The following is a 21,121-nucleotide window of genomic DNA, read 5'->3' as shown; positions in this document are numbered from 1 at the left end:
TTCTCGATGACGAACACCCCGACCGCGAAGCCCCGCGCCTTCCGCCTGCCGCCTGCCGGACCTGAGACCGCCACCGCCGCCCCGCCGCCCCCCGGCACCGAGACGGCGCTGCCCGACGGCGTGCGCGTGGTGGAGGAGCCGTTCGAGATCGTCGAGGCCGCCGACGGCGTCGCCGTGCCGGTGGCGCCGCGCTCCCGCGCGCCCTGGGCCACCTTGCTCCTCTCGGCGCTCGGGGGCCTGGCCTCCCTCGGCATCGGCCTCGCGATCGAGCGCCTGATCGCCGACCTCTTCTCCGCCGCGCCCTGGCTCGGCATCCTGGCCCTGGTGCTGCTGGCGGTCGCCGCGGTGGCGCTCGCGGCGATCGTCTGGCGCGAGGTGGCGGGCGTCCTGCGCGAGCGCCGCATCGAGGCCCTGCGCGAGGAGGCCCTCGACGCGCTCCGCTCCCGCGACCACAGCGCCGCCAAGGCCGTCGTGCGCAGCCTCTCCGGCCTCTACGCCGAGCGCCCGGCCCTGAGCGCCGCGCGGGCGCGGCTCGCCGCCCTCGACGACCAGATCCTCGACGTCGAGGACCGGCTCGGCATCGCCGAGGCCGAGCTGCTGGCCTCCCTCGACCGCGCCGCCAAGGCGGCGGTGGCGGACGCCGCCAAGCAGGTCTCGGCGGTGACGGCGCTGAGCCCGCGGGCGATCGTCGATGTCGGCTTCGTGATCTTCGCGGCGGTCCGGCTGCTGCGCCGCATCGCCACCATCTATGGCGGGAGGCCCGGCCTGTTCGGCTTCCTGCGCCTCGCCCGGGCGGCGCTCGCGCATCTCGCGGTCACCGGCAGCGTCGCGGTCGGCGACAGCCTGGTGCAGTCGGTGCTGGGCTTAGGTGTCGCGGCGCGCATCTCGGCGAAGCTCGGGGAGGGCGTGCTCAACGGGCTGATGACGGCGCGGTTCGGGCTGGCGGCGCTCGCCGTGTGCCGGCCGCTGCCGTTCACCCGGGAGGCGGCGCCGCGGCTGGGGGATGTGGCGGGGGAATTATTGCGGGGCGGGGGTGATGGGGAGGGGCGAATACACCCTTCTGAAAAGATATGAAATATTTGAGAAACAATGTGCTTAGAGACATGGCACTAATATATAAATAATTGTATGCCATATCGATCTAAATTAAATTCCATCTATAAATTCTGAGCAGGTTGAAAAATTTGAAGTATTATGCAAAGCAACGATGATCAAACTTTGAGCGTAGCGAACAAATTCTTGCAACAGACTTCTTTCAAAATCTGACCATTGCAACATACCATGCCTTGCTCGGAACCTATATGTTGCCCTAATGACATGGGCAACCTCCTCAGTTTTATTTCCTCCGTACGCCATAAGTTGAGTCAGTCGTTTTTCAACATTATATGCACGAGCCTCCGACTCATGCTTGAGCAGCAAATTTTCGACCGCCGAGAGCGTATAGATCAGTCGATCATCCAGATTCCTGAATGTGGCCGCAGTGCCAAAAATTATAATTGCTGACCGTACGGCGCGCTCAAATTCGCTTAAGTATTCGGCATCGAACAGTTTACCTACGGCATCGAGTGCCCGTTCTTTTTTTTCTATTTCTCCATTCGACATCTGCCAATATGCCACACGATCAGAAGGGCCGCTCTCAGAATATGAGAAATCACCGCTGCCAAGAACCAAGACATGACTTGTAGGAATGATCTCACTGCCGAGTAGGGAAGTTGGGCAATAAAGTGAAATATCCGAAGCGGCAGGAGAAAAGAAGCGTAGCAAATTTATAGCCTCGCGAGCTATTGCTAATCCATCCAGCTTTGCACGCTCCCGCACCGCCTCTATTTTAATCACAACTGCCGCATAGCCCTGCATCGTAGATCTTAGACTATTAAATAATGCATGCACTTGATCTTCTTGACCGGCAGCAAATTTAATACCCTCCTCTTCTAGATCGGTTAGCATCTGTGCACGGATCGGAAGTATCTGAGCAGGACCAAGTGAGAATCCTCGTTCCACTTCAAGATAGGCAATAGGAGCCCACACATCCCATAATTTTATGTTCGATTTAGCAGAAGATATAATTGAAGCAGCCAAGCCAATCGAGTCATCGGAAGCAAATGATGAACGACACCAGTCTATTATTAGGGACCTAATAAATTTTTCATCCAGTTTTTTTTGCGCCCAATCGATTTTGCAAATTACGTCAACTGTTTTATAAAAAATATCTGTAGCCACGGCATCAAAGCCGTATAGCTGTGAGTTTTGCGAAATAAACGCGATAATCTCATTCCCTTCAGCGTCTTTTCTGGATATAACAGGCTGCTCGATAAGTTCAGCAGGAGTAATAGTAAAGTTTACAGGGCGCTCACTCCTAAAATGCATTTCGGCATGCGCTTCAAAAATTAAGGCACGAATATTACTTAGCAAACGTTCGCCGCACTGATTTATTGCATCGACGATTGATATGGGAATATAAAAATCGTCAATAATCTTTTCAGGAGATTCATATAAAATTTTTCCTTCCGGTAAATTGTCTTCACGAGAAATATCAGCCTGCCCCTCACTCAAAGCATATTCTTCGCGAAGCGCCTCAAGTTCAGATATCTCATTCGCATGAAATTTTATTAGCGACTTACTTAATAAAATCTGAATTTCGTTAACTTTTGACACATATTCCTCAACGAAATTCTCAATATTTATTTCATCCCCAGCGGCATCAAGATATGCGCGTGCTAGCGAAGTCCAACCTGACCACTTTCTCAACTCATCAGCATCAAGTCGCACACCTGTTGTGATTTCACCGCCTGACTCAGGCAAACTGGGATCCTGAGAATACTTGAGAACATGCTTGAATTAGGCAAGCCGCGATGAAGCATATAATTACGAAGATCATGAACAAATTTAACATTTTTATTTTTTGCAAATTTACTGTCAACTTCCATTTTGTATATTTTTGAAATATCTGTTTGATCGTAATTTGCTTCGATGAAAACTCGTGTATGATCGACAAGGGTTTTTGCAGCTGCAACAAAATTATGGATTCTACGACTCACTTCTCTGTGAGCTTGTGTCCCGGCCTCCTTGTTGGCAACAGCCATTAGGCGCATGCCATGTTCAGGATCGCTCAAATGACGAACTAACTCTATTAATTCGTCTGCATTGGCGCGAAATATATTAACAGAAAAACTTCTTATATGCTCTCTATTTATAAATTTCATCCCATTTGAAGCATGAATATCTTTATTTATTTCGTAGCAACTGCGCAATTCAGTCTCCGCAGCAGATCTTCATATATTCTTACCAACCCAATCGGCGAAATGAAATAGGAGAGTAATCATCCATCCGAGTAGCCGCCAACCCGCTCCGCCGCGAACCGCTCCCGCAGCCAGGCCGCCGCCGGCCCGCAGGGCCGCTGCTTGTGCCAGACCAGCTCCAGGGCGATCGGCCAGTCGCCCTGGTCGAACTGCAAATCCGGTGTGACGAGGAACGGCGCGGTCGGGGAGGCGGCGATGACGTGGTCGGTGACGAAGGCCCAGCCGATCCCGTGCTTCACCATCTCGAGGATCACCCAGTGGCTCTCGACCCACCACACCTCGGCGGCCACCCGCAGGCGCCGCTTCTCCGGACCGTCGCTGCGGGCGGCGACGAGGATCTGGCGGTGGCGCTTCAGCTCCTCCCACTCCACCCGCGGCTTGGCGGACGACGTTTGGGCGAGCGGGTGGTCGCGCCCGCAGACGAGCTTGAGCGGCACCCAGCCGATGGTCTGGAAGCCGAGTTCCGTCGGCAGGACCTCCTGGCGCCACATCACGCCGAGATCGGCCGCACCCGACTGCACCATGCGGCTGACATCCTCCATCAGCGGAAAGAGCAGTTCCAGCTCCACGTAAGGAAAGGCCCGGGCGAACTCGGCGAAGAGGGCGCCGAGCGCGTGCTCGGGGTAGAGCTCGTCGATGGCGACGACGAGCCGGTTCTCGACCCGCCGCTCCAGGCTGCGCGCCACGCCGATCAGGTGCTCGCGCCGGTCGAGCACGACCCGCGCCTCCAGGAGCAGCCGCTCGCCGGCCGGGGTCAGGACCGGGTTCCGGCCCGCCCGGCTGAACAGCTCGAGCCCCAGATCCGCCTCGAGATTCGCCACCTGGGTGCTGACGGCCGACTGCGCCTTGCGGAGCGCACGGGCCGCGCCGGAGAACGACCCGGCCTCGGCCGCCGCCACGAAGGCCTGAAGCTGATCGAGCGAGACGGCCATCGATCTGATTTCCCGATACGTCCCAACTTGCTGCGCGGGGTATCGCCGATAGAAGGCGGCGGACCAACTGGATCTTTCGAGAGTTCAGCCCATGCGCAGCACACGCGACCGCATCCGCCACGCCCTCCTGTTTGAGGTCGTCGGCCTCGCCCTCATCATCCCGCTCGGGACCGTCCTGTTTGGGCTGCACGCCTCCGCGATGGGCGTGATCGGAGCGGGCAGCGCCGTGGCCGCGACGGTGTGGAACTACGTCTACAATTCGGGCTTCGATCGCGCGATGCAGCGGCTTGTCGGACACACGCGCAAGAGCCTACCGCTTCGGCTGGCTCACGCCGTGCTGTTCGAGGCGGGCTTGCTGGTCATCCTGCTGCCGCCGATCGCCTGGTATCTCGGGATCGGCCTCGTGCAGGCCTTCGTGATGGATATCGCGATCGCGCTGTTCTACGTCGCTTACGCTTTCGTCTTCAATCTGGCCTACGATCGGGCCTTCCCGCTGAAGAGCTGGGGCGAGGTCGCGGCGGCGCCGTCCCGGTGAGACCTTGTCCGGGTGAGCCGACCACGCTGAAACCCTCGCCGTCATCCCGGGGCCGCGCAGCGGAACCCGGGACCCATGAACGCTGACGGCACAGGATCAGTCGGGACGCGATCCGCTCAGATCTGCGCCGTCGGCGGGTATGGATCCCGGGTTCTCGCCCTGGGCCGAAGCGGCTGGCGGAACCAATCGAAGCGGCTTCGCAACGGTCACGCCGCCAGCGCCTCGCGCCCGAACCCCATCGGCAGCCCGACATAGTTCTCCGCGATCGCCGTCTGCGCCGCCCGCGACCCGCGGATATAGGCGAGCTCCGCCACCTGCATCCGACGGGCGAACGCGTCCATGTCGGGGAAGCGGTGGGTGAGGCCGGTGAACCACCAGCTGAAGCGCTCGGCCTTCCACACCCGGGCGAGCGCCCGGGCGGAGTAGCCATCGAGCCCCGACGAATCGCGCTCGGCGTAGTGCAGGGTCAGGGCCTCGGCGAGCATCGCGACGTCGGAGACCGCGAGGTTCATGCCCTTCGCCCCCGTCGGCGGGACGATGTGGGCGGCGTCGCCGGCGAGGAACAGGCGGCCGTAGCGCATCGGCTCGGCGACGAAGCTGCGCAAGGGCGCGATGCTCTTCTCGAAGGAGGGGCCGCGCACCAGCCCGGCCGACGCCGTCGGCCCGAGGCGGGTCTCGACCTCGTCCCAGAACCGCTCGTCGGACCAGTCCTCGATCCGCTCGTCGAGGCCGACCTGGACGTAGTAGCGGCTGCGGGTCGGCGAACGCATGCTGGCGAGGGCGAAGCCGCGGGCGTGGTTGGCGTAGATCAGCTCGTGGTTGACCGGCGGCACCTCGGCCAGGATGCCGAGCCAGCCGAAGGGGTAGACCCGCTCGTAGACCTTGAGCACGTCGTCGGGAATCGACGCCCGCCCGACGCCGTGGAAGCCGTCGCAGGCGGCAACGTAATCGCAGGCGAGGGTGTGGGCGACACCGGCCTTGCGGTAGGACACGCTCGGGCTGTGTCCGGTGAGGCCGTCGAGCCGCAGGTCCTCGGCCTCGAACACGATCTGCACGCCGCGGGGCTCGGCGGCGTCGAACAGGTCGCGCATCACCTCCTGCTGGCCGTAGACCGTCACCGCCGCGCCGGTCAGCGCCGCCATGTCGATGCGGAAGATCTCGCCGTCATAGGCGAGGTTGGTGCCGGTATGCGGCAGGCCCTCGGCCTTGAGCCGCGCGTCGAGGCCGAGCTCTTCCATCAGCGCGACGGTGCCCTGCTCCAGGACGCCTGCCCGCACCCGGCCCTCGACGTAGTCGCGGGTGCGCCGCTCCAGCACCACCGCGTCGATCCCGGCACGGGCCATGAGGTGGGCGAGGAAGAGGCCGGCCGGGCCGGCGCCGATGATGGCGACCTTCGTGCGCATGGGCGTTTCCCTGAGCGTTTCCTGGAACCGTGGCGCCACCATTCTTCGGTGGCTGCTCTTCGTGACGCGAAGGTGAACCGCTGCGGCCCGGTTGACGATGGACGGGGCGAGGGAAAAGTTGGATTTTTCGCAAGCTCCGTCGTCCTGCCAGGACCCGCCCGCGATGCGCCTCGATCCCGTCCAAGCCCCTGCGGTACCGCACTTCTTCCTCTACGGAGAGGCGCCGCGGGACGCGGACGATCGCTTCCTGCATCTCGAAGCCTTGGACGATCGCAGCCGCCCGAACCGCTGGACCATCCGTCCGCACGTCCATTCGAGCCTGCACCAGCTGCTGCTGATCGCCGACGGCGGCGGGGAGATGCGGGCCGAGGCCGAGCGGCTCGCCTTCGCGGCACCGTGCCTCCTGGCGGTGCCGGCCGGCACCGCCCACGGCTTCCGCTTCGCCGACGGCACGGTGGGGGCCGTGCTGACGCTCTCGGCGCGCTACCTGCGCGACCTGTGCGGGCGCGAGCCGGAATTGTCGGCGCTGTTTGCCGGCCCCGCGGCCCTCGCCCTGCCGGAGCCCGGCCCGGTCGAGGAAGCGGTGGCCGAGCTCGCCCGGGAGCTCGCCTGGGCGGCGCCGGGCCGGCGCGGCGCGATCGAGGCCCACCTGATGCTGCTCCTCGTCGCCGGCCTGCGCCGGCTCGCCGCCGCCCGCGAGCCGACGGCGCCGCCGGGGCCGCAGGCGCTGCTCACCGCGCGCTTCCGCGAACTCGTCGAGGCGCATCACCGCCGCGAGCGGCCGCTCGCGGCTTACGCCGACGATCTCGGGGTGACCGAGGCGCGGCTGCGCGCCGCCTGCCGGGCGGTGACGGGGGTGAGCCCGGGCCGGATCATCCGCGAGCGCCGCCTGCTCGAGGCCAAGCGCAGCCTGCTCTATTCCGACCTCGGCATCGCCGAGATCGCCTACGGCCTCGGCTTCACCGACCCGGCCTATTTCTCGCGCTTCTTCGCCAAGGGCACCGGCGAGTGCCCGCGGGCGTTTCGCGACAGGCGCGGCGCCGACAGGGGAGAGACGCGATGACGAGCGGGCACGGACTGACCCGGCAGGGGTTCCTCGGCGCGGCGCTGGCGGCGGCGGCCGGCGGCGGAGCCGCCGCGCAAGCGGTGGAGCTGCACCGGCGGCCGATCCCGGCGAGCGGCGAGACGCTGCCGGTGGTCGGGCTCGGAACCTGGCGCGGTTTCGACGTCGGGACGAAGCCCGCCGAGCGAGCGCCGTTGCGCGAGGTGGTGGCGACCCTGCTCGGCCGGGGCGGCCGGGTGATCGATTCCTCGCCGATGTACGGCCACGCCGAGGGCGTCACCGGCGACCTCGTCGCGGACCTCAAGGCCCGGGACAGGACCTTCCTCGCCACCAAGGTCTGGACCAGCGGCCGCGAGGCGGGCATCGCGCAGATGCAGCGCTCGTTCCAGCTCCTGCGCACCGAGCGCCTCGACCTGATGCAGATTCACAATCTGCTCGACTGGCGCACCCACCTGCCGACCCTGCGCGCCTGGAAGGAGGAAGGACGGATCCGCTACCTCGGCATCTCGCACTACACCGAGAGCGCCTACGACGCCGTCGAGGCGGTGCTGCGGGCCGAGCGGCTGGACGTCCTCCAGATCAACTACGCCCTCGACGACCGGGCGGCGGAGAACCGCCTGCTGCCGCTCGCTGCCGAGCGCGGCGTCGCGGTGCTGGTCAACCGGCCCTTCGGCGGCGGCGGGCTCCTGCGCCGCCTCGCCCGCACGCCGCTGCCGGACTACGCGGCGGAGATCGACTGCGCTTCCTGGGCCGAGATCCTGCTGAAATTCGTGATCTCCCATCCGGCCGTGACCTGCGCCATCCCGGGTACCGCCGATCCCGGTCACATGGCGGCGAACCTGCGCGCCGGAACCGGCCCGCTGCCGGACGAGGCCCTGCGCCGCCGCATGGCCGCAGCGATGCCGGGCTGAACCCGCGACGGCAAGGAACGGCCAAGTCTTCGAAATCGCAAGTCTTCGCGGAGCACACCTGCGAACAAGCGCGGCCATAGCCCAGTCGATCCGTCGACAGCCGCGCCCTGCCATATTGCTGCCGTTCTGCCTGTGTTAAGGATGCGTCATCCATACCGCTTCTCGTCCAGCGCGCGGCCGCTCGTGATCGCGCAACGGGCGATCGCGATCCACGCGCATCCTTTCCGCCAAGCTTTCAAGAAGCGAGCCGGCCGCGTCCAGGCTCGACCGAAGGGGGTCCCATGCTCAAGTCGTCCGTCGCCGCCCTCGTCCTGTGCGCCGCCCTGCCGGCCGGCCTGAAGCCGGCGGCCGCGGACGGGCGGGGATTCAACGGTACCTGGTCGGTGCAGCTCGTCACAGAATCGGGGATGTGCGACAGCCGCTACACCGTCTCGCTCGCCATCGCCGACGGCGACGTGCGGGTGGCCTCGGCGGGCGAGGGCGGCGCGACGGTGAGCGGGCGCATCGGGTCGGACGGCCAGGTCGGCCTCACCGTCCGCCACGGCTCGACCAGCGGCGCGGCCTCGGGCCGGCTCCAGGCCAATTCCGGCTCCGGCACCTGGAACGTGTCGGCCCTCTGCTCCGGCCGCTGGACCGCGCAGCGCCGCACTGCCCGGGTCGCGCAGGCGGACTGACCGGATCGCTGCACGACGCAGCGATCTCTCTACCCGGGCGGCTTGACGCCAGCCGATTTGGAGCCGGCGCAGAACCGGCTCCAGTGCTGCGCGTGCACGGTGCTGATGATGCCCGAGGCCCAGACCAGGCGCTGGTCCGGCATCAGCGGGGCGTTGTGGCTCTCCAGGTGGTAGGTGCCGCGCTGCGAGCCGCGCAGGATCTTCTTCAGGAAACGGTTTCCCTCCGCCGTCGCCACCGCGGCGTAGAGGTCGAGCAGGCGCTCCGGGCTCTCGCCCGCCTCGGCGCAGAGCACCACGTCGTCCGGCTCGTATTTCGGATACATCGACAGGCCGGCGACCCGGAACGCGATCGTGCCGTGCGGCACGGGGAACGGCACGGCGATCCGGAAGAGGTCGCCCCCCGGTCCGGGCTGCTCGTTCCCGGTGTCGATCAAGCCGCCGGCGCTGATCAATCCCTTCACCCCCACCACATGGCCGCCGTCTTGGCCGCTATCCTGGCCGCCCTCGGCGAGCGGCTCCGGCGCGTCGTCGTCGCCGAACAGGAGACCCTTGGCGGTGACCTCGACGCCGTCGCGGCGCAAGCGCGCGGCGTAGCGCTCGGCGTCGTCCTGGCCGATGGTCCGGGTCCCGGCCTCGTGCGCCCGATAGGTGCTCTCCGGCCAGGCGTTCTGCAAAGCGGCGTCCCGCGCCGAACGGTAGCCGGCGGCGATGCGCGCTTGGCGCAGCCGCTCGCCCTGCGCGGCACGGACGCGGTTCTCTCCCGATTGAATCACCTCAGCGAAAACCCTTGTCACTTGAGGTATTGAGCAAAATCATTACATCATGTAGCTACTTTGGCCGCAAGGACCGTGGTCAGGATCGTGCAAGCATCGCTGTTCGCCTCCGTCCCGTCCTGCATCCTACCTCAACGGCAGCGTGGTGCCGTATCCCTCGTTGCGGGAGTCTTGCCGATGGTCCACCGTTTCCTCGCAGCCCGCAGCGGACCACCCGACGGCGCTGCCCTCCGATGGCGCAACGGCGGGGTGACGGCGGACGATCCGGGTCGATGCGGCACCGGCTCCCCGGGCGGCGAATCGCCGCAACGGCCTGGCATCACCCCGACGGGCCGTCGCGCCGCGCGCCGTGCCGGTGCAGGAGAGGCGCATGAAGGTTGCCCTGATCGTGCTCTGGACCCTCGCCCTGGGGGTCGGCCTGTTCCTGATGGTGCGCGCCCGGATCGTGCGCGCGACCGAGACGCTGACGCGGGAGGCCGCCCGCGAGCGGATCGCCCCGCCCGACGCGCCGTCGGATCGCCCCGGCGGAGCCTGATCGGTCTTCGGCAGCCGGGGAGGGCGGCGTGAGCGGGAAGAAGCGCCGCATCGCCCGCCGCCGCCGCGAGGCCCTGGCGCATGACCGTCCGCCGGCCGACCGCGCCGCCGAGATCCGGCGCCGGCGCAGGCGACGGGTCCGGCACGTCCGGATCGTGCTCGCGGCCGATCGGGTCTGGCTCGTCGCCGAGACGCGGCCGCGCTGGGCCGCCCGCGCGGCCCGCGACTGCGAGGCCGCCGGCATCCCCACCTTCGAGCCGCGCGAGGAGGTCGAGCTGACCTCCCCCTCGGGCCGCCGCCGCACCGCCCGGGTGCCGCTGCTGCACCGGACGCTGTTCGTCGGCTTGCGCGACGACGACGACCTCGCGCGGGTCGAGGGCCATCCGGGCATCGCCCGCGTGCTGTTTCGCGACGGCCGCGCCGTCGTCATCGCGCCGTCCGTGCTCCAGGCCTTCGCCGACGCGGTCACCGGGCACGGCAGCGGGACGGAGGACGACGATGCGGAGGCGGTGACGGCGCTCCTCTTCGCGCTGGGCGACGACGTGCGGGTGACGGCCGGACCGCTCGCGGCCTTGCGCGGCACGGTCGAGGGGATCGACCCGGCCCGCCGGCGCTACCGGGTCGCCCTGTCGCTGTTCGGGCGCGAGACCCCGGCGGTGCTCGACGAGGACCAGATCGCGCGCGACTGACCCCACGAAAAAATCGCGTCCCGCCGAAGAGAACATTTGACGAACATCGGCGGGGCGGGTACAAAGGTCTCAGGTTATCCGGGTCTGCGGCCTGCCCCACGAGGGAGGTGGCTGCTCGACTGCCCCGCCATGCGGGGATGTGTCCCCGGACCCGGCCCACGGCATCACCGAGGCGAAGGGCGGCTCGTGCCCGCCGGCCCCGGTTGCCGGCGGCCACCGGCCGGCCTCGCGCCTCTCATCTCCCGACGAGGCGACATGGCCACAAGGCTCCCGACCCGGACGCGCGCGACCGAAGGACTCCCGGCGCGGCGGGTCATCGACTGGGCGGGCATCGCGGCGGCCTTCCGGGCCGAGCCGGCGGCCGGGCCCGCGATCGCGCGCCGCTTCGGCATCAGCCCGGCGACGCTGCGGCGCCGGGCGCGGGCGGAAGGGTGGGAGCGCGACGCCCCCCAGGACCCCGCTCCGCCGCGTGGCGCTGCCGCCGGCACGGCCTGCCTCGATGAGGCCCGTCCCGGCGGCGTGCTCGGCGGCCACCGCATCGTGGTGGCGCAGGGCGCCGCCCTCACCCTGCGTCTCCTCGACGACCTCCAGGCCGCCGCGGCCGAGGCCGTGCCGGACGACGGCACGGAGGAGGGCGGGCTCGCCCGCGCGGCCATCCTCCAGAAGCGCGTCGCGGCGTTGCGCGACCTCGCCGCCGCGGCGCGGCTGTGGATCGCCCTGGAGCGGCAGGCCTGGGATCTCGACAAGGGGGATGCGAGGAACCGTGACGACACCGCGACCTCCGACCCGGACGCCGCCTTCCGCCTCCTCGACGAGGGGCAGCGGGCCCAGCTCCGGGCCATCGCCGAGCGCCTCGCCCAAGCTTAACACCTTGGTGCCCGGCACCTCGATTCCGGGCACTTCGATTCCGGGCATTTGGCTCAAGGACCCGCCGGCCCTGATCCGGGCCCTCGACCGGCTCGATAGCGAGGAGAGCCTGGCGGGCTTCGTGCGCCGGGCCTGGCCGGTGATCGAGCCGGGCGCACCCTACATCCACGGCTGGCACATCGACGCGGTCTGCGCCCATCTCGAGGCGGTGACCGCCGGCGAGATCACCCGGCTCCTCATCAACGTGCCGCCCGGCACGATGAAGAGCCTGCTCGCCGGGGTGTTCTGGCCGGCCTGGGAGTGGGGGCCGAAGAACCGCCCTGCGTTACGCACCGTCGCGGTCTCGCACACCGAGCGGCTGGCGCTCCGGGACAACCTGCGCACCCGGCGCCTCGTCACCTCGCCCTGGTACCGGGGCTTGTGGGGCGGGCGGGTGCGGCTCACCCGCGACCAGAACCGCAAGGGCCGGTTCGAGACCACGGCGACGGGTTTGCGCGAGGCGGTCTCGGCCGGTTCGATCACCGGCTCGCGCGGCGACCGGGTGATCCTCGACGACCCGATCTCGGTCGACGGCGCCAACTCGGAGCGGGTGCGCGAGGGGATCGCGCAGTGGTTCCTGGAGGCGGTGCCGACCCGCCTCAACGACCCCGTCCGCTCGGCGATCGTCGTCGTCATGCAGAGGCTGCACGAGCGCGACCTGTCGGGCGTGATCCTGGCGCGGAACCTCGGCTACGAGCACCTGATGCTGCCGATGGAGTTCGAGCCGGAGCGCGCCTGCGCCACCCGCATCGGCTTCACCGATCCGCGCCGGGAGGCGGGCGAGCTGCTGTTTCCCGCCCGCTTTCCGAGGGCGGCGGTGGAGCGCGACAAGGCCGCGATGGGCGAGTACGCGGCCGCCGGCCAGTACCAGCAGCGGCCCGCGCCCCGGGACGGCGGGATGTTCAAGCGCGGCTGGTTCACCCGCGTGCGGGCGGTGCCCGCCGGCTGCGCCACCGTCCGGGCCTGGGACCTCGCGGCGAGCGTGCCCAAGGGTGGGCAGGGGACGGGCGGGCGCGGGCCGGACTACACCGCCGGGGTCAAGCTCGCGCGAGCCCCCGACGGTCACCTCTACGTCGTGGACGTGCGCCGCGACCGGCTCTCGGCCGGGGGCGTCGAGCGGCTGATCCTGGCGACGGCCGCCGAGGACGGGCCGTCCTGCCGGATCTCGCTGCCGCAGGATCCCGGCCAGGCCGGCAAGGCGCAGGCGCAGTACCTCGTCTCGCGCCTCGCCGGCTACGACGTGCGGGCGTCGCCGGAGAGCGGCGACAAGGCGACCCGCGCCGCCCCGGTCTCGGCCCAGGCCGAGGCCGGCAACCTGCACCTCGTCGCCGGTCCCTGGAACGAGGCCTTCCTCGACGAGCTCTGCACCTTCCCCAACGGCGCCTTCCTCGACCAGGTCGACGCCCTCTCGCGCGCCTTCTCGGCGCTCGCCCGGCCGGGATACGGCCTGCTCGGAGTCCTGTGATGTGGCTCGCCGACCGCCTCGCCAACCTCGTCTCCGGCCTCGGCGGCCCGCGGGACAAGAGCACCGGCAACCTGCACGTCCACGTGCCCCGCGCCCGCGCGGAACTCGACGCCGCCTACCGGGACAACTGGCTCGCCCGCAAGGTCGTCGACATCGTGCCCTTCGACATGCTGCGCGAGTGGCGCGCCTGGCAGGCTCCGCCCGAGGTCGCAGCGGCGCTCGCCGCGAGCGAGGAGCGCCTCGCCCTGCGCGACCGCCTGCTGCGGGGCTTGCGCCTGGCGCGCCTGCACGGCGGCGCCGCGATCCTGATCGGCGACGGGGCGCCCGATCCGAGCCTGCCGCTCGATCCCGAGACGGTCGGACAGGGGGACCTGCGCTACCTCCACGTTCTGCCCCGCGGCCGGATCCAGGCCGGCGCCATCGAGCGCGATCCGCTCTCGCCCTGGTTCGGGGAGCCGAAGGGCTACGCCGTGGCGGGCGGGCAGGCGGTGCATCCCTCCCGGGTCATCCGCCTCCTCGGGGCGGCCCTGCCCGACGACGAGGTCGGCGACGGTTGGGGCGACAGCGTGCTCCAGGCGCTGCTGGAGGCGATCGACCAGGCGACGGCGGCCTCCGCCCACATCGCCGCGATGCTGCCCGAGGCCAAGCAGGACGTGATCTCGGTGCCGGGTCTGTCGCAGGCCCTATCGACCGAGGACGGTACCCGCCTTCTCACCGAGCGCTTCGCCTATGCGGCCAGGATGAAGGGCCTGTTCGGCATGCTGCTGCTCGAAGGCGACGGCCGCTCGCCGGAGGGCGAGCGCTACCAGCAGAAGCAGCTCGACTTCTCGGGCCTGCCGGAGGTGGCGCGCCTCTTCCTCCAGGTCGCGGCGGGAGCCGCCGACATCCCGGTGACGCGGCTGCTGGGCCAGTCGCCGGCCGGCCTCAACGCCACCGGCGAATCCGACATCCGCAACTACCACGACCACGTCGCGGCCCGTCAGACCGTCGAGCTCACGCCGGCCATCGCCCGCCTCGACCGGCTCTTGATCCGCGACGCGCTCGGCCGGGACGACCCCTCCTTGCGCTACACCTGGCGGCCGCTCGCCCAGGCGAGCGAGCGCGAGAAGGCGGAGATCGGACGCCTCAAGGCCGAGACCGCCGCGATGCTCGCCCGCGAGGGCGTGGTGCCCGACGGCGTCCTCGCCCGCGGCGTCGAGGGCTGGCTATCGGCCGCCGACCTCTTCCCCGGCATCGCCGCGGCCTTCGGCCGGCCGGCGGGCTGAGCCGCGTTCCACCCCGCTCCCGAGCGGGCCGACACGGTCACACCGCCGGACAAGGCACGGGTTCCCTCCTCTCCCCGCGGGCGGGGAGAGGAGGGGTGCGCGCGACCCGGCGTTGCGACCTGACGAGCCCGAGCGGGAACGAGGTTTTCCCTCCCCACGCGAGACCCCACCCATGCACCTCTTCGACCGGTTCAGCCTCGGCCCCGCGGCCGAGATCGCGGGCGCGCGCCCGCTCGGCAACGGCGCCCTGGTGGTGCAGGCGCGCGCCGCGCGCGCCGGCAACGTCCAGGTCTATCGCGGCGACGAGGTCGCCCGTCCCGACCTCGCAACGGTCCGGATCTACCGCGACCCGGACGAGATCTTTCGCGAAGACTCCCTGCGCAGCTTCGGCCACAAGCCCGTCACCCTCGACCATCCGCCGGAGGCGGTGACGCCGCGGACCTGGCGCGGCGTCGCCCGCGGCCATGTCGGCGACGAGGTGGTGCGCGACGGCGCGTATGTCCGCATCCCGATGCTGCTCGCCGATTCCTCGGCCATCGCGGCGGTGCAGGCCGGGCGGCGCGAGGTCTCGGTCGGCTATACCTGCGACCTCGACTGGACCCCCGGCACCGCCCCGGACGGCGAGCCCTACGACGCCCGCCAGACCCGCATCGTCGTCGACCACGTCGCCATCGTCGCCCAGGGGCGCGCCGGGCCGGAATGCCGCATCGGCGACGCCGACCTGACCCGGCGCCTCGCCGAGGCCGAGGCGAGGGCCGAGGCCGCCGAGACCGCGCTCGCCGCGCGCGACGGCGAGGTCGCGGCGCTCCGCGCCCGGGTGCCGGACGAGGCCGCCCTCGACGCACTCGCGGCCGAGCGCGGCGCCCTGGTGGGGCAGGCCCGGCGCATCCTCGGCGACGCCTTCGATCCCGCCGGCCTCGATCCCGGGGCGATCCGGCGGCAGGCGGTGGCCCGGATCCTCGGCGAGGCGGAGGCGGCGGCGATGGGCCCCGCCGCGATCGAGGGCGCCTTCCGGGTGCTCGCCGCAGCCCCGCACCGGAACTCTCCGCACCACTCGCCGGCGCCGCGGCCCGCCGACCCGCTGCGCGACGCCCTGCGCGACCACCGCCCCGCTCACTCGACGCCCGAGGCGGCCCACGCCGCCATGGTCGAGACCCTCCGCACCGCCTGGAAACCCGCAGGAGCCCGCTGATGCCCCCCGTCCAGACCAGCTATCCCGCCCGGCCCGCCGCCGCCTACGAGGGCATGGCCGCCGACCAGACCCCCGCGACGATCCTCAGCCGGACGGTCGAGACCCCGGAGGGGATCGGCTTCGGCCGCGCCGCCTTCCAGGGCGCCCGCGACGAGGGCGTCGCCGCCTCGGGCGCGGTGTTCCGCGGCATCGTGCTCGCCGACCGCAACGCTCGGCCGAGCCCGACCGGCGCCGACCTCTTCGCCAGGGGCGAGACCGCGCCGGTCATGGTGCGCGGCGCCGTCTGGGTCGTCGCGGCCTCGGCCGCGAGCGCCGGCGCCCAGGCCTACGTCACGCCCGCCGGCGCGATCACCGCGACGGCTTCCGGCAACGCCCCGATCCCGAACGCCCTGTTCGACACCTCCGCACCCGCCGGCGGCCTCGTCCGCCTGCGCCTGAACTGAACGAGGCCCCCGATGACCCGCACCCTCCTCACCGACGCCCCCCGGGCGCTCGCCTTCCTGGTCAGCCAGCAGGCCTTCATCGAGCCGACCGTCTACCGCGCCCAGTACCCGGCGATCCGCTACCCGCGGCTCGTGCCGGTCGACACCGCGGCGCCCGAATGGGTCCCGACCGTGACCTACTTCTCGGTCGACCGGGTCGGGCAGGCGACCTGGGTCCACGGCGCCGCCGCCGACGTGCCGAAGGTCGAGCTGACGCGCCGCCAGCACGAGACCGCCGTCGCGATGGCGGGGATCGGCTACGGCTACGACCTGGAGGAGCTCGGCAAGGCCCAGCTGCTGGGCATGAACCTCGACGCCGACAAGGCCGACGCGGCGCGGCTCGCCTCCGAGGAGTTCATCGACCAGGTCGCGCTGACGGGCGATCCGGCCAAGGGCTTCTCCGGCCTCCTCAATCATCCGGGCGTCACGGTCGGCAGCGCCGCGGCGACCGGCGCCAACGGCAGCACCGCCTGGGCGCAGAAGAGCCCGGAGCAGATCCTCGCCGACGTCAACGGCCAGCTCATCGGCATCTTCACCGGCTCGAACACCGTCGAGATGGCCGACACCCTGCTGCTGCCCTACGAGCAGATGCTCGGCATCGGCCTGCGTCGCCTCGACGGGATGAGCCCGCTCACCCTGCTCGACTGGATCCGGCGCCACAACGTCTACACCCTGGAGACCGGCCAGGAGCTGACGGTCTACGGCGTGCGGGCGCTCGAGACCGCCGGCACCGGCGGCAGCGCCCGCTTGGTCGCCTACCGCCGCGATCCCTCGGTGCTGAAGCTGTGGCTGCCGATGCCGTTCCGGTTCTTCCCGGCCTGGCAGACCGGCCCGTGGCGCTTCGAGGTGCCGGGCGCCTTCCGGCTCGGCGGCCTCGACATCCGCCGCCCGGCCGCCTGCCGCTACCTCGACGGCATCTAGGGGAGGTCCACGCCATGATGCGGGTGACGAACCACGCGGCCGGCCCCCGGCTGGTCTGGCCCAAGGGAGCGCGGGCGCCCCGGCTCCTCCTGCCCGGCGAGAGCGCGGTGCTGGTGCTGCCCGAGCGGCCGGACCCGTGCCTGTCCGCCTGGGAGGCCTCGGGCGAGGTGCGGGTCGAGCCGGAGCCAGGGCTCCCCGATCCGCGCCCCGAGCGCCGCCGCGGCCGCGAGCGGCCGCCCTCCGGCGGGGAGGCGTGAGAATGGCCGACGCGATCACCCCGGACGGCTTCCGGGCGCGCTTCCCGGACTTCGCAGGCGTCCCCGACGGGGCCATCGCGGGGGCGCTGGCGGAAGCCGGCCCCCGGGTCGGGGCGGCCTGGCCGGCGGCGGACGCGGCGCTCGGGCGGATGCTGCATGCCGCCCACACCCTCACCCTCGACGGGCAGGGCGGCGCGGAAGCCGAGCTCGCCCGGGCGGGCGCCCTCGACCTCAAGGCGCTGCGCAGCGGCGCGCTCCACCTGGAGCGCCGCGACCCGCCCGCCGAGGCCCTGCCGGGCACGCTCGGGCTCACCTCCTACGGGCGGCGCTTCCACGAGGTGATGCGCCGCAACAGCGTCGGCGTGGCGGTGGTGTGATGGGCCTCCTCGAGGGAATCGGCCGCCATCTCGGGGGGGCCTTCGCCCCCCTCTTCGAGCCTGCGACCCTGCACCGGGGCGGCGTCGCGGACGAGCCCGCCCGGGCCCGGTTCGACGGCGCCCGGGAGGCCTCCGACGAGCCGGGCCTCCCCGGCCGCCTGGTGCGCCTGATCGTGCTGACGCCGGGCCCGCCCCCGAACCCCGACGACGAGATCACCCTGGCGGGGATCCGCCACCGCATCGTCGCGGTGGAGACCGACCCCGCCGGCAGCCACGCCATCATCCAGGGACGACCGTTGTGACCCAGAGAGCCGAGACCGGCCTGCTCCAGGCGCGGCTCGCGCGCCTCGCCCGTGCCGGCAGCGACGCCGCCCGGGCCCGGGCGCGGGAGGCCGCGCACGCGCTCGCGGCCGACATCCAGCAGGCGATGCCCGACGGCCGCGCCGAGACGGCGGAGACACCCATCGGTGCCGCCGTGACGGTCGAGGCGCCGGGCCTCATCGCACGGGAGTTCGGCACCGCGACCCGGCCGGCCCGGCCGGTGATCGGGCCGGCAGTCGCGCGCCTGGCGGGGAGGGGGTGATGGCCGGCCTCGACCTCTCGCCCCAGCTCCTGCGGGCGGTGCGCGCCCGCCTGCTGGCCGATTCCTCCCTGCATCTGCTCGTCGGCGACCGGGTGCGCGAGGCGGTGAGCGCCCGCGAGGAATGGCCGTTCCTGCGCGTCGATCCGCCGGAGGTCAGCTCCTACGAGGCGCAGGGCTGGCGCGGCTGCGCCTGCCGACTGACCGTCCACGCCTTCCTGCGCGGGGCCCGGGGCCTCGGGCCGGTGCAGGACCTGCTCGCCGCGGTCGCCGCCGCCCTCGACGAGGCCGACCTGACGCTCGCCCGCGGCGAGCTGCTGTGGCTGTCCCACGAGCGCAGCCTGGTGCTGCCGGAGCCCCTCGGGCCCGGCTCCTGGCACGGCGTCGCCCGCTTCGGCGCCGTCGCCGCCGAATCCATCTGATTTCCCAGGGAGTCACCCCATGGCCCAGCCCACCACCCTGCCGTTCTCGGCGATTGCCGTGAAGCTCGAGAGCCTGTCGAAGGCCGGCACCTTCGAGGCGCCCTGCGGCCTGACCGAGCGCGCGGCGCAGTTCACCAAGGAGACCAACAGCGCGGTCGTGCCCGACTGCGCCAACGAGGACGCCGCGCCCTTTGTCGACCGATTCGCGGTCTCGAAGTCGGTCGCGGTCTCCGGCAAGGGCGTGATGGCGCGCCAGAGCATCGCCCGCTGGCGCGCCGCCTTCGAATCCGACGCGCCGGTCAAGGCCCGGGTCGAGGTGAGCGGCACCGGGGCCGAGGGCGGCGGCGCCTGGGAGGGATCGTTCCACCTCACGAGCTTCGAGGTCGGCGCCGTGCGCGGCGAGCGCTGCACCGTCTCGGTGGCGCTGCAATCGAGCGGGGCGGTGGCCTTCACCGCCGCCGCGTGAGGCACCCCGGGAATTCCGTGAGGCATTCATGAGCCGCGACGGCCACATCGACCTCGCCCTCGAGGACGTCACCCACCGCTTCCGCCTCGCCATCGGCGACCTGGAGGCGCTGCAGGAGGCCACCGGCGCCGGCCCCGCCGCCCTGCTGCACCGGTTCCATGCCGGCCGGACGTACCGGTTCCGGGACGTGCGCGACGTCCTGCGCCTCGGCCTGATCGGCGGCGGCACTCCGGTGCCGCAGGCCCACGCGCTCGCCCGCCGCCTCGACGGGCTGCCCTGCATCCCGCTGATCGCCAAGGCCGCCCTGGTGCTCGCCGCCGCGCTGGAGGGCGCGGAGGACGAGCGGGTCGGCCGCCCGGCCGGGGCTACCGGCCCCGAGGGGCGGATCGCCTTCGCAGCCTTCTACGGCGCCGCCGCGGCCATGGGCCTGTCCGCCGCCGACCTGCGGGCGATGAGCCTGTGGCAGCTCGCCGCCTACATCGACGGCTTCAACCGCGCCCGCGATCCGGAGGCCGCCGACGCCCCGACGCCGGAAGAGGAGGACGCGCTCTGGGCCTGGCTCCAGGGCGCGCCGGAAGGCTTGCCCGACGACGGAGCGCCCGCATGACGACCGAGATCGAGCGCCTGGTGGTCTCGCTCGAGGCCGATGTCGCCACCTACGAGCGCGAGCTCGCCCGGGCCGGACCGCTCGCCGAGCGAGCGATGGGGCAGGCCGAGCGCGCGGTCGAGGCCGGAGCTTCGCGCCTCGGTGCCGCGATGGCGCGGGCCGGCGCCGAGGTGCGCGACGAGCTCGCCCGCATGGCCGCGCCGGAGGCCTTGGGGAGGCTCCAGCGGGCGATGGAGCAGGCGACCGCCGTCCCGGCTGGCGACGGCGTCGCCTTCCGGCGGGTCGACGACGCGGTCGGCGGCCTGACCGCCCGCCTCGCCGAGGCGGGGTCCGCCTCCCGCGAGGCGGTGGCGGGGTTCGAGGCGGTGGCGGGCGCGGTCGGGGGGATCGCCGACAGGATCCCGGCCGCCGCCGATCTCGTGGCGGATCTCGGCCGGCGGGTAAAGGCGGCCTCCACGGAGGGGGCGGCGATCCGCGCCCGCATCGCCGACGCCTTCGCGATCAGCGACGCCGCGCCCCGCGGCAGCCTCGCCGGCACCGCGACCGCCGCCCCGGGCGCGCCCGAGCCCGCGCCGGCGCCCGCCCGCGCGGCGGCAAGGCCCGCAAGGGCAGCGAAGGCCACGGAGCGGGAGGACGACGGCTTCCGCGACGAGGTCGCCCGCCTGACCCGGCGCACCGGCCTTCTCAAGATCGAGGCCGACGCGGTCGGTCGGGAGGAGGGCGCCGCCGCGAAGGCCGAGGCGGCGTTCCGACTGCTCGAGGCGGCGAAGAAGGCCGACCTCGCGGTGACGCCGGCTTTGCGCGAGGAGGTCGACCGGGTGGCGGAGGCCTACGGCGCGGCGACCGCGCAGGTGGAGCGGGCCGAGGCCGCGCAGCGCGCCGCCCAATCCGCCTCGCGCGAACTCGGCTCGGCGCTCGCCGACAGCTTCAAGGGCGCGATCCTGCATGGCGAGCGCCTGACGACCATCGTCGCGCGGCTCGCCACCACGCTGGCGAGCCGGGGCATCGACCGGGCCTTCGACGGCCTGTTCGGCCGCGGCAGCCCCGGCTCCGACCTCGTCGGCGACGCCCTCGGTTCGCTCGGCCTGACCCGGAACCCGACCGGCCGCGCCGCCGGGGGCCCCGTCACCCCGGGCGTCGCCTACACGGTGGGCGAGAGCGGCCGCGAGACCTTCGTGCCGCTCCAGCCCGGCCGCATCCTGCCGGCGACGCACGGCGTCGCGACCCCGGCCCCCGCCCCGACCGTCCAGGTCTCGGTCTCGATCGCCACCGCGGACGCCCCGAGCTTCCACCGCGCGGAGTCGCAGGTCAGCGCCGCCCTGGCCCGGGCGGTGCAGCGCGGTCTCAGGGGCATGTGAGAACCGGGCC

26 protein-coding genes are annotated in these 21,121 nt (G+C 70.8%); 21 read left to right on the top strand and 5 right to left on the bottom strand.

Features of this window, described 5'->3' with window-relative positions; all coding sequences use genetic code 11:
- Positions 1 to 6 precede the first annotated feature (6 nt).
- Positions 7 to 1,074 (top strand): YcjF family protein, encoded by a 1,068-nt coding sequence (locus ACS5PV_RS00420; RefSeq protein ID WP_455393417.1) that lies wholly within the window; start codon positions 7 to 9, stop codon positions 1,072 to 1,074.
- A gap of 72 nt (positions 1,075 to 1,146) precedes the next feature.
- On the opposite strand, the gene ACS5PV_RS00415 is transcribed toward ACS5PV_RS00420, so the two are convergent.
- The 3 genes from ACS5PV_RS00415 to ACS5PV_RS00405 form a co-directional block, all read right to left on the bottom strand.
- Entirely contained in the window at positions 1,147 to 2,802 is a 1,656-nt protein-coding gene (locus ACS5PV_RS00415) for a hypothetical protein (protein WP_455393416.1), read from the bottom strand.
- Complete coding sequence (locus ACS5PV_RS00410; protein ID WP_455393415.1) at positions 2,745 to 3,251, bottom strand: hypothetical protein; 507 nt, start codon at positions 3,249 to 3,251, stop codon at positions 2,745 to 2,747. Before ACS5PV_RS00410 ends, ACS5PV_RS00415 begins: the two co-directional genes overlap by 58 nt.
- 68 nt (positions 3,252 to 3,319) lie before the next feature.
- Positions 3,320 to 4,231, bottom strand: coding sequence for a LysR family transcriptional regulator (locus ACS5PV_RS00405; RefSeq protein ID WP_455393414.1), 912 nt, complete (start codon positions 4,229 to 4,231; stop codon positions 3,320 to 3,322).
- A gap of 91 nt (positions 4,232 to 4,322) precedes the next feature.
- Between ACS5PV_RS00405 and ACS5PV_RS00400 the strand changes: the two genes are divergently transcribed.
- Complete coding sequence (locus tag ACS5PV_RS00400; RefSeq protein ID WP_455393413.1) at positions 4,323 to 4,766, top strand: PACE efflux transporter; 444 nt, start codon at positions 4,323 to 4,325, stop codon at positions 4,764 to 4,766.
- A gap of 206 nt (positions 4,767 to 4,972) precedes the next feature.
- On the opposite strand, the gene pobA is transcribed toward ACS5PV_RS00400, so the two are convergent.
- The gene (gene pobA / locus ACS5PV_RS00395; protein WP_455393412.1) at positions 4,973 to 6,169 is read right to left on the bottom strand and encodes a 4-hydroxybenzoate 3-monooxygenase; all 1,197 of its coding nucleotides are present in this window, start codon (positions 6,167 to 6,169) and stop codon (positions 4,973 to 4,975) included.
- A gap of 163 nt (positions 6,170 to 6,332) precedes the next feature.
- On the opposite strand from pobA, the gene ACS5PV_RS00390 reads away from it, so the two are divergent.
- The 3 genes from ACS5PV_RS00390 to ACS5PV_RS00380 all read left to right on the top strand — a co-directional run bounded on the left by ACS5PV_RS00390 (position 6,333) and on the right by ACS5PV_RS00380 (position 8,817).
- A complete protein-coding gene (locus ACS5PV_RS00390) occupies positions 6,333 to 7,232 on the top strand; it encodes a helix-turn-helix domain-containing protein (RefSeq protein ID WP_455393411.1) in 900 nt (299 codons plus the stop codon).
- Positions 7,229 to 8,143: an aldo/keto reductase gene (locus ACS5PV_RS00385; RefSeq protein ID WP_455393410.1), complete on the top strand. Its 915-nt coding sequence runs from the start codon at positions 7,229 to 7,231 to the stop codon at positions 8,141 to 8,143. The genes ACS5PV_RS00390 and ACS5PV_RS00385 overlap by 4 nt, the downstream gene beginning before the upstream one ends.
- Positions 8,144 to 8,424: 281 nt before the next feature.
- Positions 8,425 to 8,817 carry a hypothetical protein gene (locus ACS5PV_RS00380; RefSeq protein WP_455393409.1) on the top strand — a complete coding sequence of 131 codons (393 nt, stop codon included), beginning with the start codon at positions 8,425 to 8,427 and terminating at the stop codon, positions 8,815 to 8,817.
- A 29-nt stretch (positions 8,818 to 8,846) separates the two neighbouring features.
- On the opposite strand, the gene ACS5PV_RS00375 is transcribed toward ACS5PV_RS00380, so the two are convergent.
- Entirely contained in the window at positions 8,847 to 9,590 is a 744-nt protein-coding gene (locus ACS5PV_RS00375; protein ID WP_455393408.1) for a LexA family transcriptional regulator, read from the bottom strand.
- A gap of 370 nt (positions 9,591 to 9,960) precedes the next feature.
- On the opposite strand from ACS5PV_RS00375, the gene ACS5PV_RS00370 reads away from it, so the two are divergent.
- From ACS5PV_RS00370 to ACS5PV_RS00295, 16 genes are all read left to right on the top strand, one after another.
- Complete coding sequence (locus tag ACS5PV_RS00370) at positions 9,961 to 10,125, top strand: hypothetical protein (RefSeq protein ID WP_455393407.1); 165 nt, start codon at positions 9,961 to 9,963, stop codon at positions 10,123 to 10,125.
- A 28-nt stretch (positions 10,126 to 10,153) separates the two neighbouring features.
- Positions 10,154 to 10,813 (top strand): transcription termination/antitermination protein NusG, encoded by a 660-nt coding sequence (gene nusG, locus ACS5PV_RS00365; protein WP_455393406.1) that lies wholly within the window; start codon positions 10,154 to 10,156, stop codon positions 10,811 to 10,813.
- 255 nt (positions 10,814 to 11,068) lie between these two features.
- Positions 11,069 to 11,680: a hypothetical protein gene (locus tag ACS5PV_RS00360; RefSeq protein ID WP_455393405.1), complete on the top strand. Its 612-nt coding sequence runs from the start codon at positions 11,069 to 11,071 to the stop codon at positions 11,678 to 11,680.
- 7 nt (positions 11,681 to 11,687) lie between these two features.
- Complete coding sequence (gene terL / locus ACS5PV_RS00355) at positions 11,688 to 13,184, top strand: phage terminase large subunit (protein ID WP_455393404.1); 1,497 nt, start codon at positions 11,688 to 11,690, stop codon at positions 13,182 to 13,184.
- The gene (locus tag ACS5PV_RS00350) at positions 13,184 to 14,449 is read left to right on the top strand and encodes a DUF1073 domain-containing protein (protein WP_455393403.1); all 1,266 of its coding nucleotides are present in this window, start codon (positions 13,184 to 13,186) and stop codon (positions 14,447 to 14,449) included. Before terL ends, ACS5PV_RS00350 begins: the two co-directional genes overlap by 1 nt.
- A gap of 172 nt (positions 14,450 to 14,621) precedes the next feature.
- On the top strand, positions 14,622 to 15,641 hold the full coding sequence (locus tag ACS5PV_RS00345; RefSeq protein WP_455393402.1) for a DUF2213 domain-containing protein: 1,020 nt from the start codon (positions 14,622 to 14,624) through the stop codon (positions 15,639 to 15,641).
- Positions 15,641 to 16,084 carry a structural cement protein Gp24 gene (locus ACS5PV_RS00340; protein ID WP_455393401.1) on the top strand — a complete coding sequence of 148 codons (444 nt, stop codon included), beginning with the start codon at positions 15,641 to 15,643 and terminating at the stop codon, positions 16,082 to 16,084. Before ACS5PV_RS00345 ends, ACS5PV_RS00340 begins: the two co-directional genes overlap by 1 nt.
- Positions 16,085 to 16,096: 12 nt before the next feature.
- Positions 16,097 to 17,044: a DUF2184 domain-containing protein gene (locus ACS5PV_RS00335; protein WP_455393400.1), complete on the top strand. Its 948-nt coding sequence runs from the start codon at positions 16,097 to 16,099 to the stop codon at positions 17,042 to 17,044.
- 14 nt (positions 17,045 to 17,058) lie between these two features.
- Entirely contained in the window at positions 17,059 to 17,301 is a 243-nt protein-coding gene (locus ACS5PV_RS00330; protein WP_455393399.1) for a hypothetical protein, read from the top strand.
- A gap of 2 nt (positions 17,302 to 17,303) precedes the next feature.
- The gene (locus tag ACS5PV_RS00325; protein WP_455393398.1) at positions 17,304 to 17,678 is read left to right on the top strand and encodes a DUF4054 domain-containing protein; all 375 of its coding nucleotides are present in this window, start codon (positions 17,304 to 17,306) and stop codon (positions 17,676 to 17,678) included.
- On the top strand, positions 17,678 to 17,980 hold the full coding sequence (locus tag ACS5PV_RS00320; protein ID WP_455393397.1) for a hypothetical protein: 303 nt from the start codon (positions 17,678 to 17,680) through the stop codon (positions 17,978 to 17,980). The genes ACS5PV_RS00325 and ACS5PV_RS00320 overlap by 1 nt, the downstream gene beginning before the upstream one ends.
- The gene (locus ACS5PV_RS00315) at positions 17,977 to 18,261 is read left to right on the top strand and encodes a hypothetical protein (protein WP_455393396.1); all 285 of its coding nucleotides are present in this window, start codon (positions 17,977 to 17,979) and stop codon (positions 18,259 to 18,261) included. Before ACS5PV_RS00320 ends, ACS5PV_RS00315 begins: the two co-directional genes overlap by 4 nt.
- Entirely contained in the window at positions 18,261 to 18,680 is a 420-nt protein-coding gene (locus ACS5PV_RS00310; RefSeq protein ID WP_455393395.1) for a DUF3168 domain-containing protein, read from the top strand. Before ACS5PV_RS00315 ends, ACS5PV_RS00310 begins: the two co-directional genes overlap by 1 nt.
- A gap of 19 nt (positions 18,681 to 18,699) precedes the next feature.
- Positions 18,700 to 19,146 carry a phage tail tube protein gene (locus ACS5PV_RS00305; protein WP_455393394.1) on the top strand — a complete coding sequence of 149 codons (447 nt, stop codon included), beginning with the start codon at positions 18,700 to 18,702 and terminating at the stop codon, positions 19,144 to 19,146.
- A 28-nt stretch (positions 19,147 to 19,174) separates the two neighbouring features.
- A complete protein-coding gene (locus tag ACS5PV_RS00300; protein WP_455393393.1) occupies positions 19,175 to 19,753 on the top strand; it encodes a gene transfer agent family protein in 579 nt (192 codons plus the stop codon).
- Positions 19,750 to 21,111 carry a hypothetical protein gene (locus ACS5PV_RS00295; RefSeq protein ID WP_455393392.1) on the top strand — a complete coding sequence of 454 codons (1,362 nt, stop codon included), beginning with the start codon at positions 19,750 to 19,752 and terminating at the stop codon, positions 21,109 to 21,111. The genes ACS5PV_RS00300 and ACS5PV_RS00295 overlap by 4 nt, the downstream gene beginning before the upstream one ends.
- Positions 21,112 to 21,121 lie beyond the last annotated feature (10 nt).

Source organism: Methylobacterium sp. Gmos1 (assembly GCF_053764715.1).
The sequence above is the reverse complement of the archived record's forward strand: the minus strand, read 5'-3'. Positions and strand labels throughout refer to the sequence as shown.

Excerpts from the sequence above, each read along its gene's own strand:
- ACS5PV_RS00420 (WP_455393417.1), top strand. The coding sequence starts at position 7 with ATGACGAACACCCCGACCGCGAAGCCCCGCGCCTTCCGCCTGCCGCCT.
- ACS5PV_RS00405 (WP_455393414.1), bottom strand. The coding sequence starts at position 4,231 with ATGGCCGTCTCGCTCGATCAGCTTCAGGCCTTCGTGGCGGCGGCCGAG.
- ACS5PV_RS00400 (WP_455393413.1), top strand. The coding sequence starts at position 4,323 with ATGCGCAGCACACGCGACCGCATCCGCCACGCCCTCCTGTTTGAGGTC.
- pobA (WP_455393412.1), bottom strand. The coding sequence starts at position 6,169 with ATGCGCACGAAGGTCGCCATCATCGGCGCCGGCCCGGCCGGCCTCTTC.
- ACS5PV_RS00390 (WP_455393411.1), top strand. The coding sequence starts at position 6,333 with ATGCGCCTCGATCCCGTCCAAGCCCCTGCGGTACCGCACTTCTTCCTC.
- ACS5PV_RS00385 (WP_455393410.1), top strand. The coding sequence starts at position 7,229 with ATGACGAGCGGGCACGGACTGACCCGGCAGGGGTTCCTCGGCGCGGCG.
- ACS5PV_RS00380 (WP_455393409.1), top strand. The coding sequence starts at position 8,425 with ATGCTCAAGTCGTCCGTCGCCGCCCTCGTCCTGTGCGCCGCCCTGCCG.
- ACS5PV_RS00370 (WP_455393407.1), top strand. The coding sequence starts at position 9,961 with ATGAAGGTTGCCCTGATCGTGCTCTGGACCCTCGCCCTGGGGGTCGGC.
- ACS5PV_RS00360 (WP_455393405.1), top strand. The coding sequence starts at position 11,069 with ATGGCCACAAGGCTCCCGACCCGGACGCGCGCGACCGAAGGACTCCCG.
- ACS5PV_RS00350 (WP_455393403.1), top strand. The coding sequence starts at position 13,184 with ATGTGGCTCGCCGACCGCCTCGCCAACCTCGTCTCCGGCCTCGGCGGC.
- ACS5PV_RS00345 (WP_455393402.1), top strand. The coding sequence starts at position 14,622 with ATGCACCTCTTCGACCGGTTCAGCCTCGGCCCCGCGGCCGAGATCGCG.
- ACS5PV_RS00340 (WP_455393401.1), top strand. The coding sequence starts at position 15,641 with ATGCCCCCCGTCCAGACCAGCTATCCCGCCCGGCCCGCCGCCGCCTAC.
- ACS5PV_RS00335 (WP_455393400.1), top strand. The coding sequence starts at position 16,097 with ATGACCCGCACCCTCCTCACCGACGCCCCCCGGGCGCTCGCCTTCCTG.
- ACS5PV_RS00330 (WP_455393399.1), top strand. The coding sequence starts at position 17,059 with ATGATGCGGGTGACGAACCACGCGGCCGGCCCCCGGCTGGTCTGGCCC.
- ACS5PV_RS00325 (WP_455393398.1), top strand. The coding sequence starts at position 17,304 with ATGGCCGACGCGATCACCCCGGACGGCTTCCGGGCGCGCTTCCCGGAC.
- ACS5PV_RS00320 (WP_455393397.1), top strand. The coding sequence starts at position 17,678 with ATGGGCCTCCTCGAGGGAATCGGCCGCCATCTCGGGGGGGCCTTCGCC.
- ACS5PV_RS00310 (WP_455393395.1), top strand. The coding sequence starts at position 18,261 with ATGGCCGGCCTCGACCTCTCGCCCCAGCTCCTGCGGGCGGTGCGCGCC.
- ACS5PV_RS00305 (WP_455393394.1), top strand. The coding sequence starts at position 18,700 with ATGGCCCAGCCCACCACCCTGCCGTTCTCGGCGATTGCCGTGAAGCTC.
- ACS5PV_RS00300 (WP_455393393.1), top strand. The coding sequence starts at position 19,175 with ATGAGCCGCGACGGCCACATCGACCTCGCCCTCGAGGACGTCACCCAC.
- ACS5PV_RS00295 (WP_455393392.1), top strand. The coding sequence starts at position 19,750 with ATGACGACCGAGATCGAGCGCCTGGTGGTCTCGCTCGAGGCCGATGTC.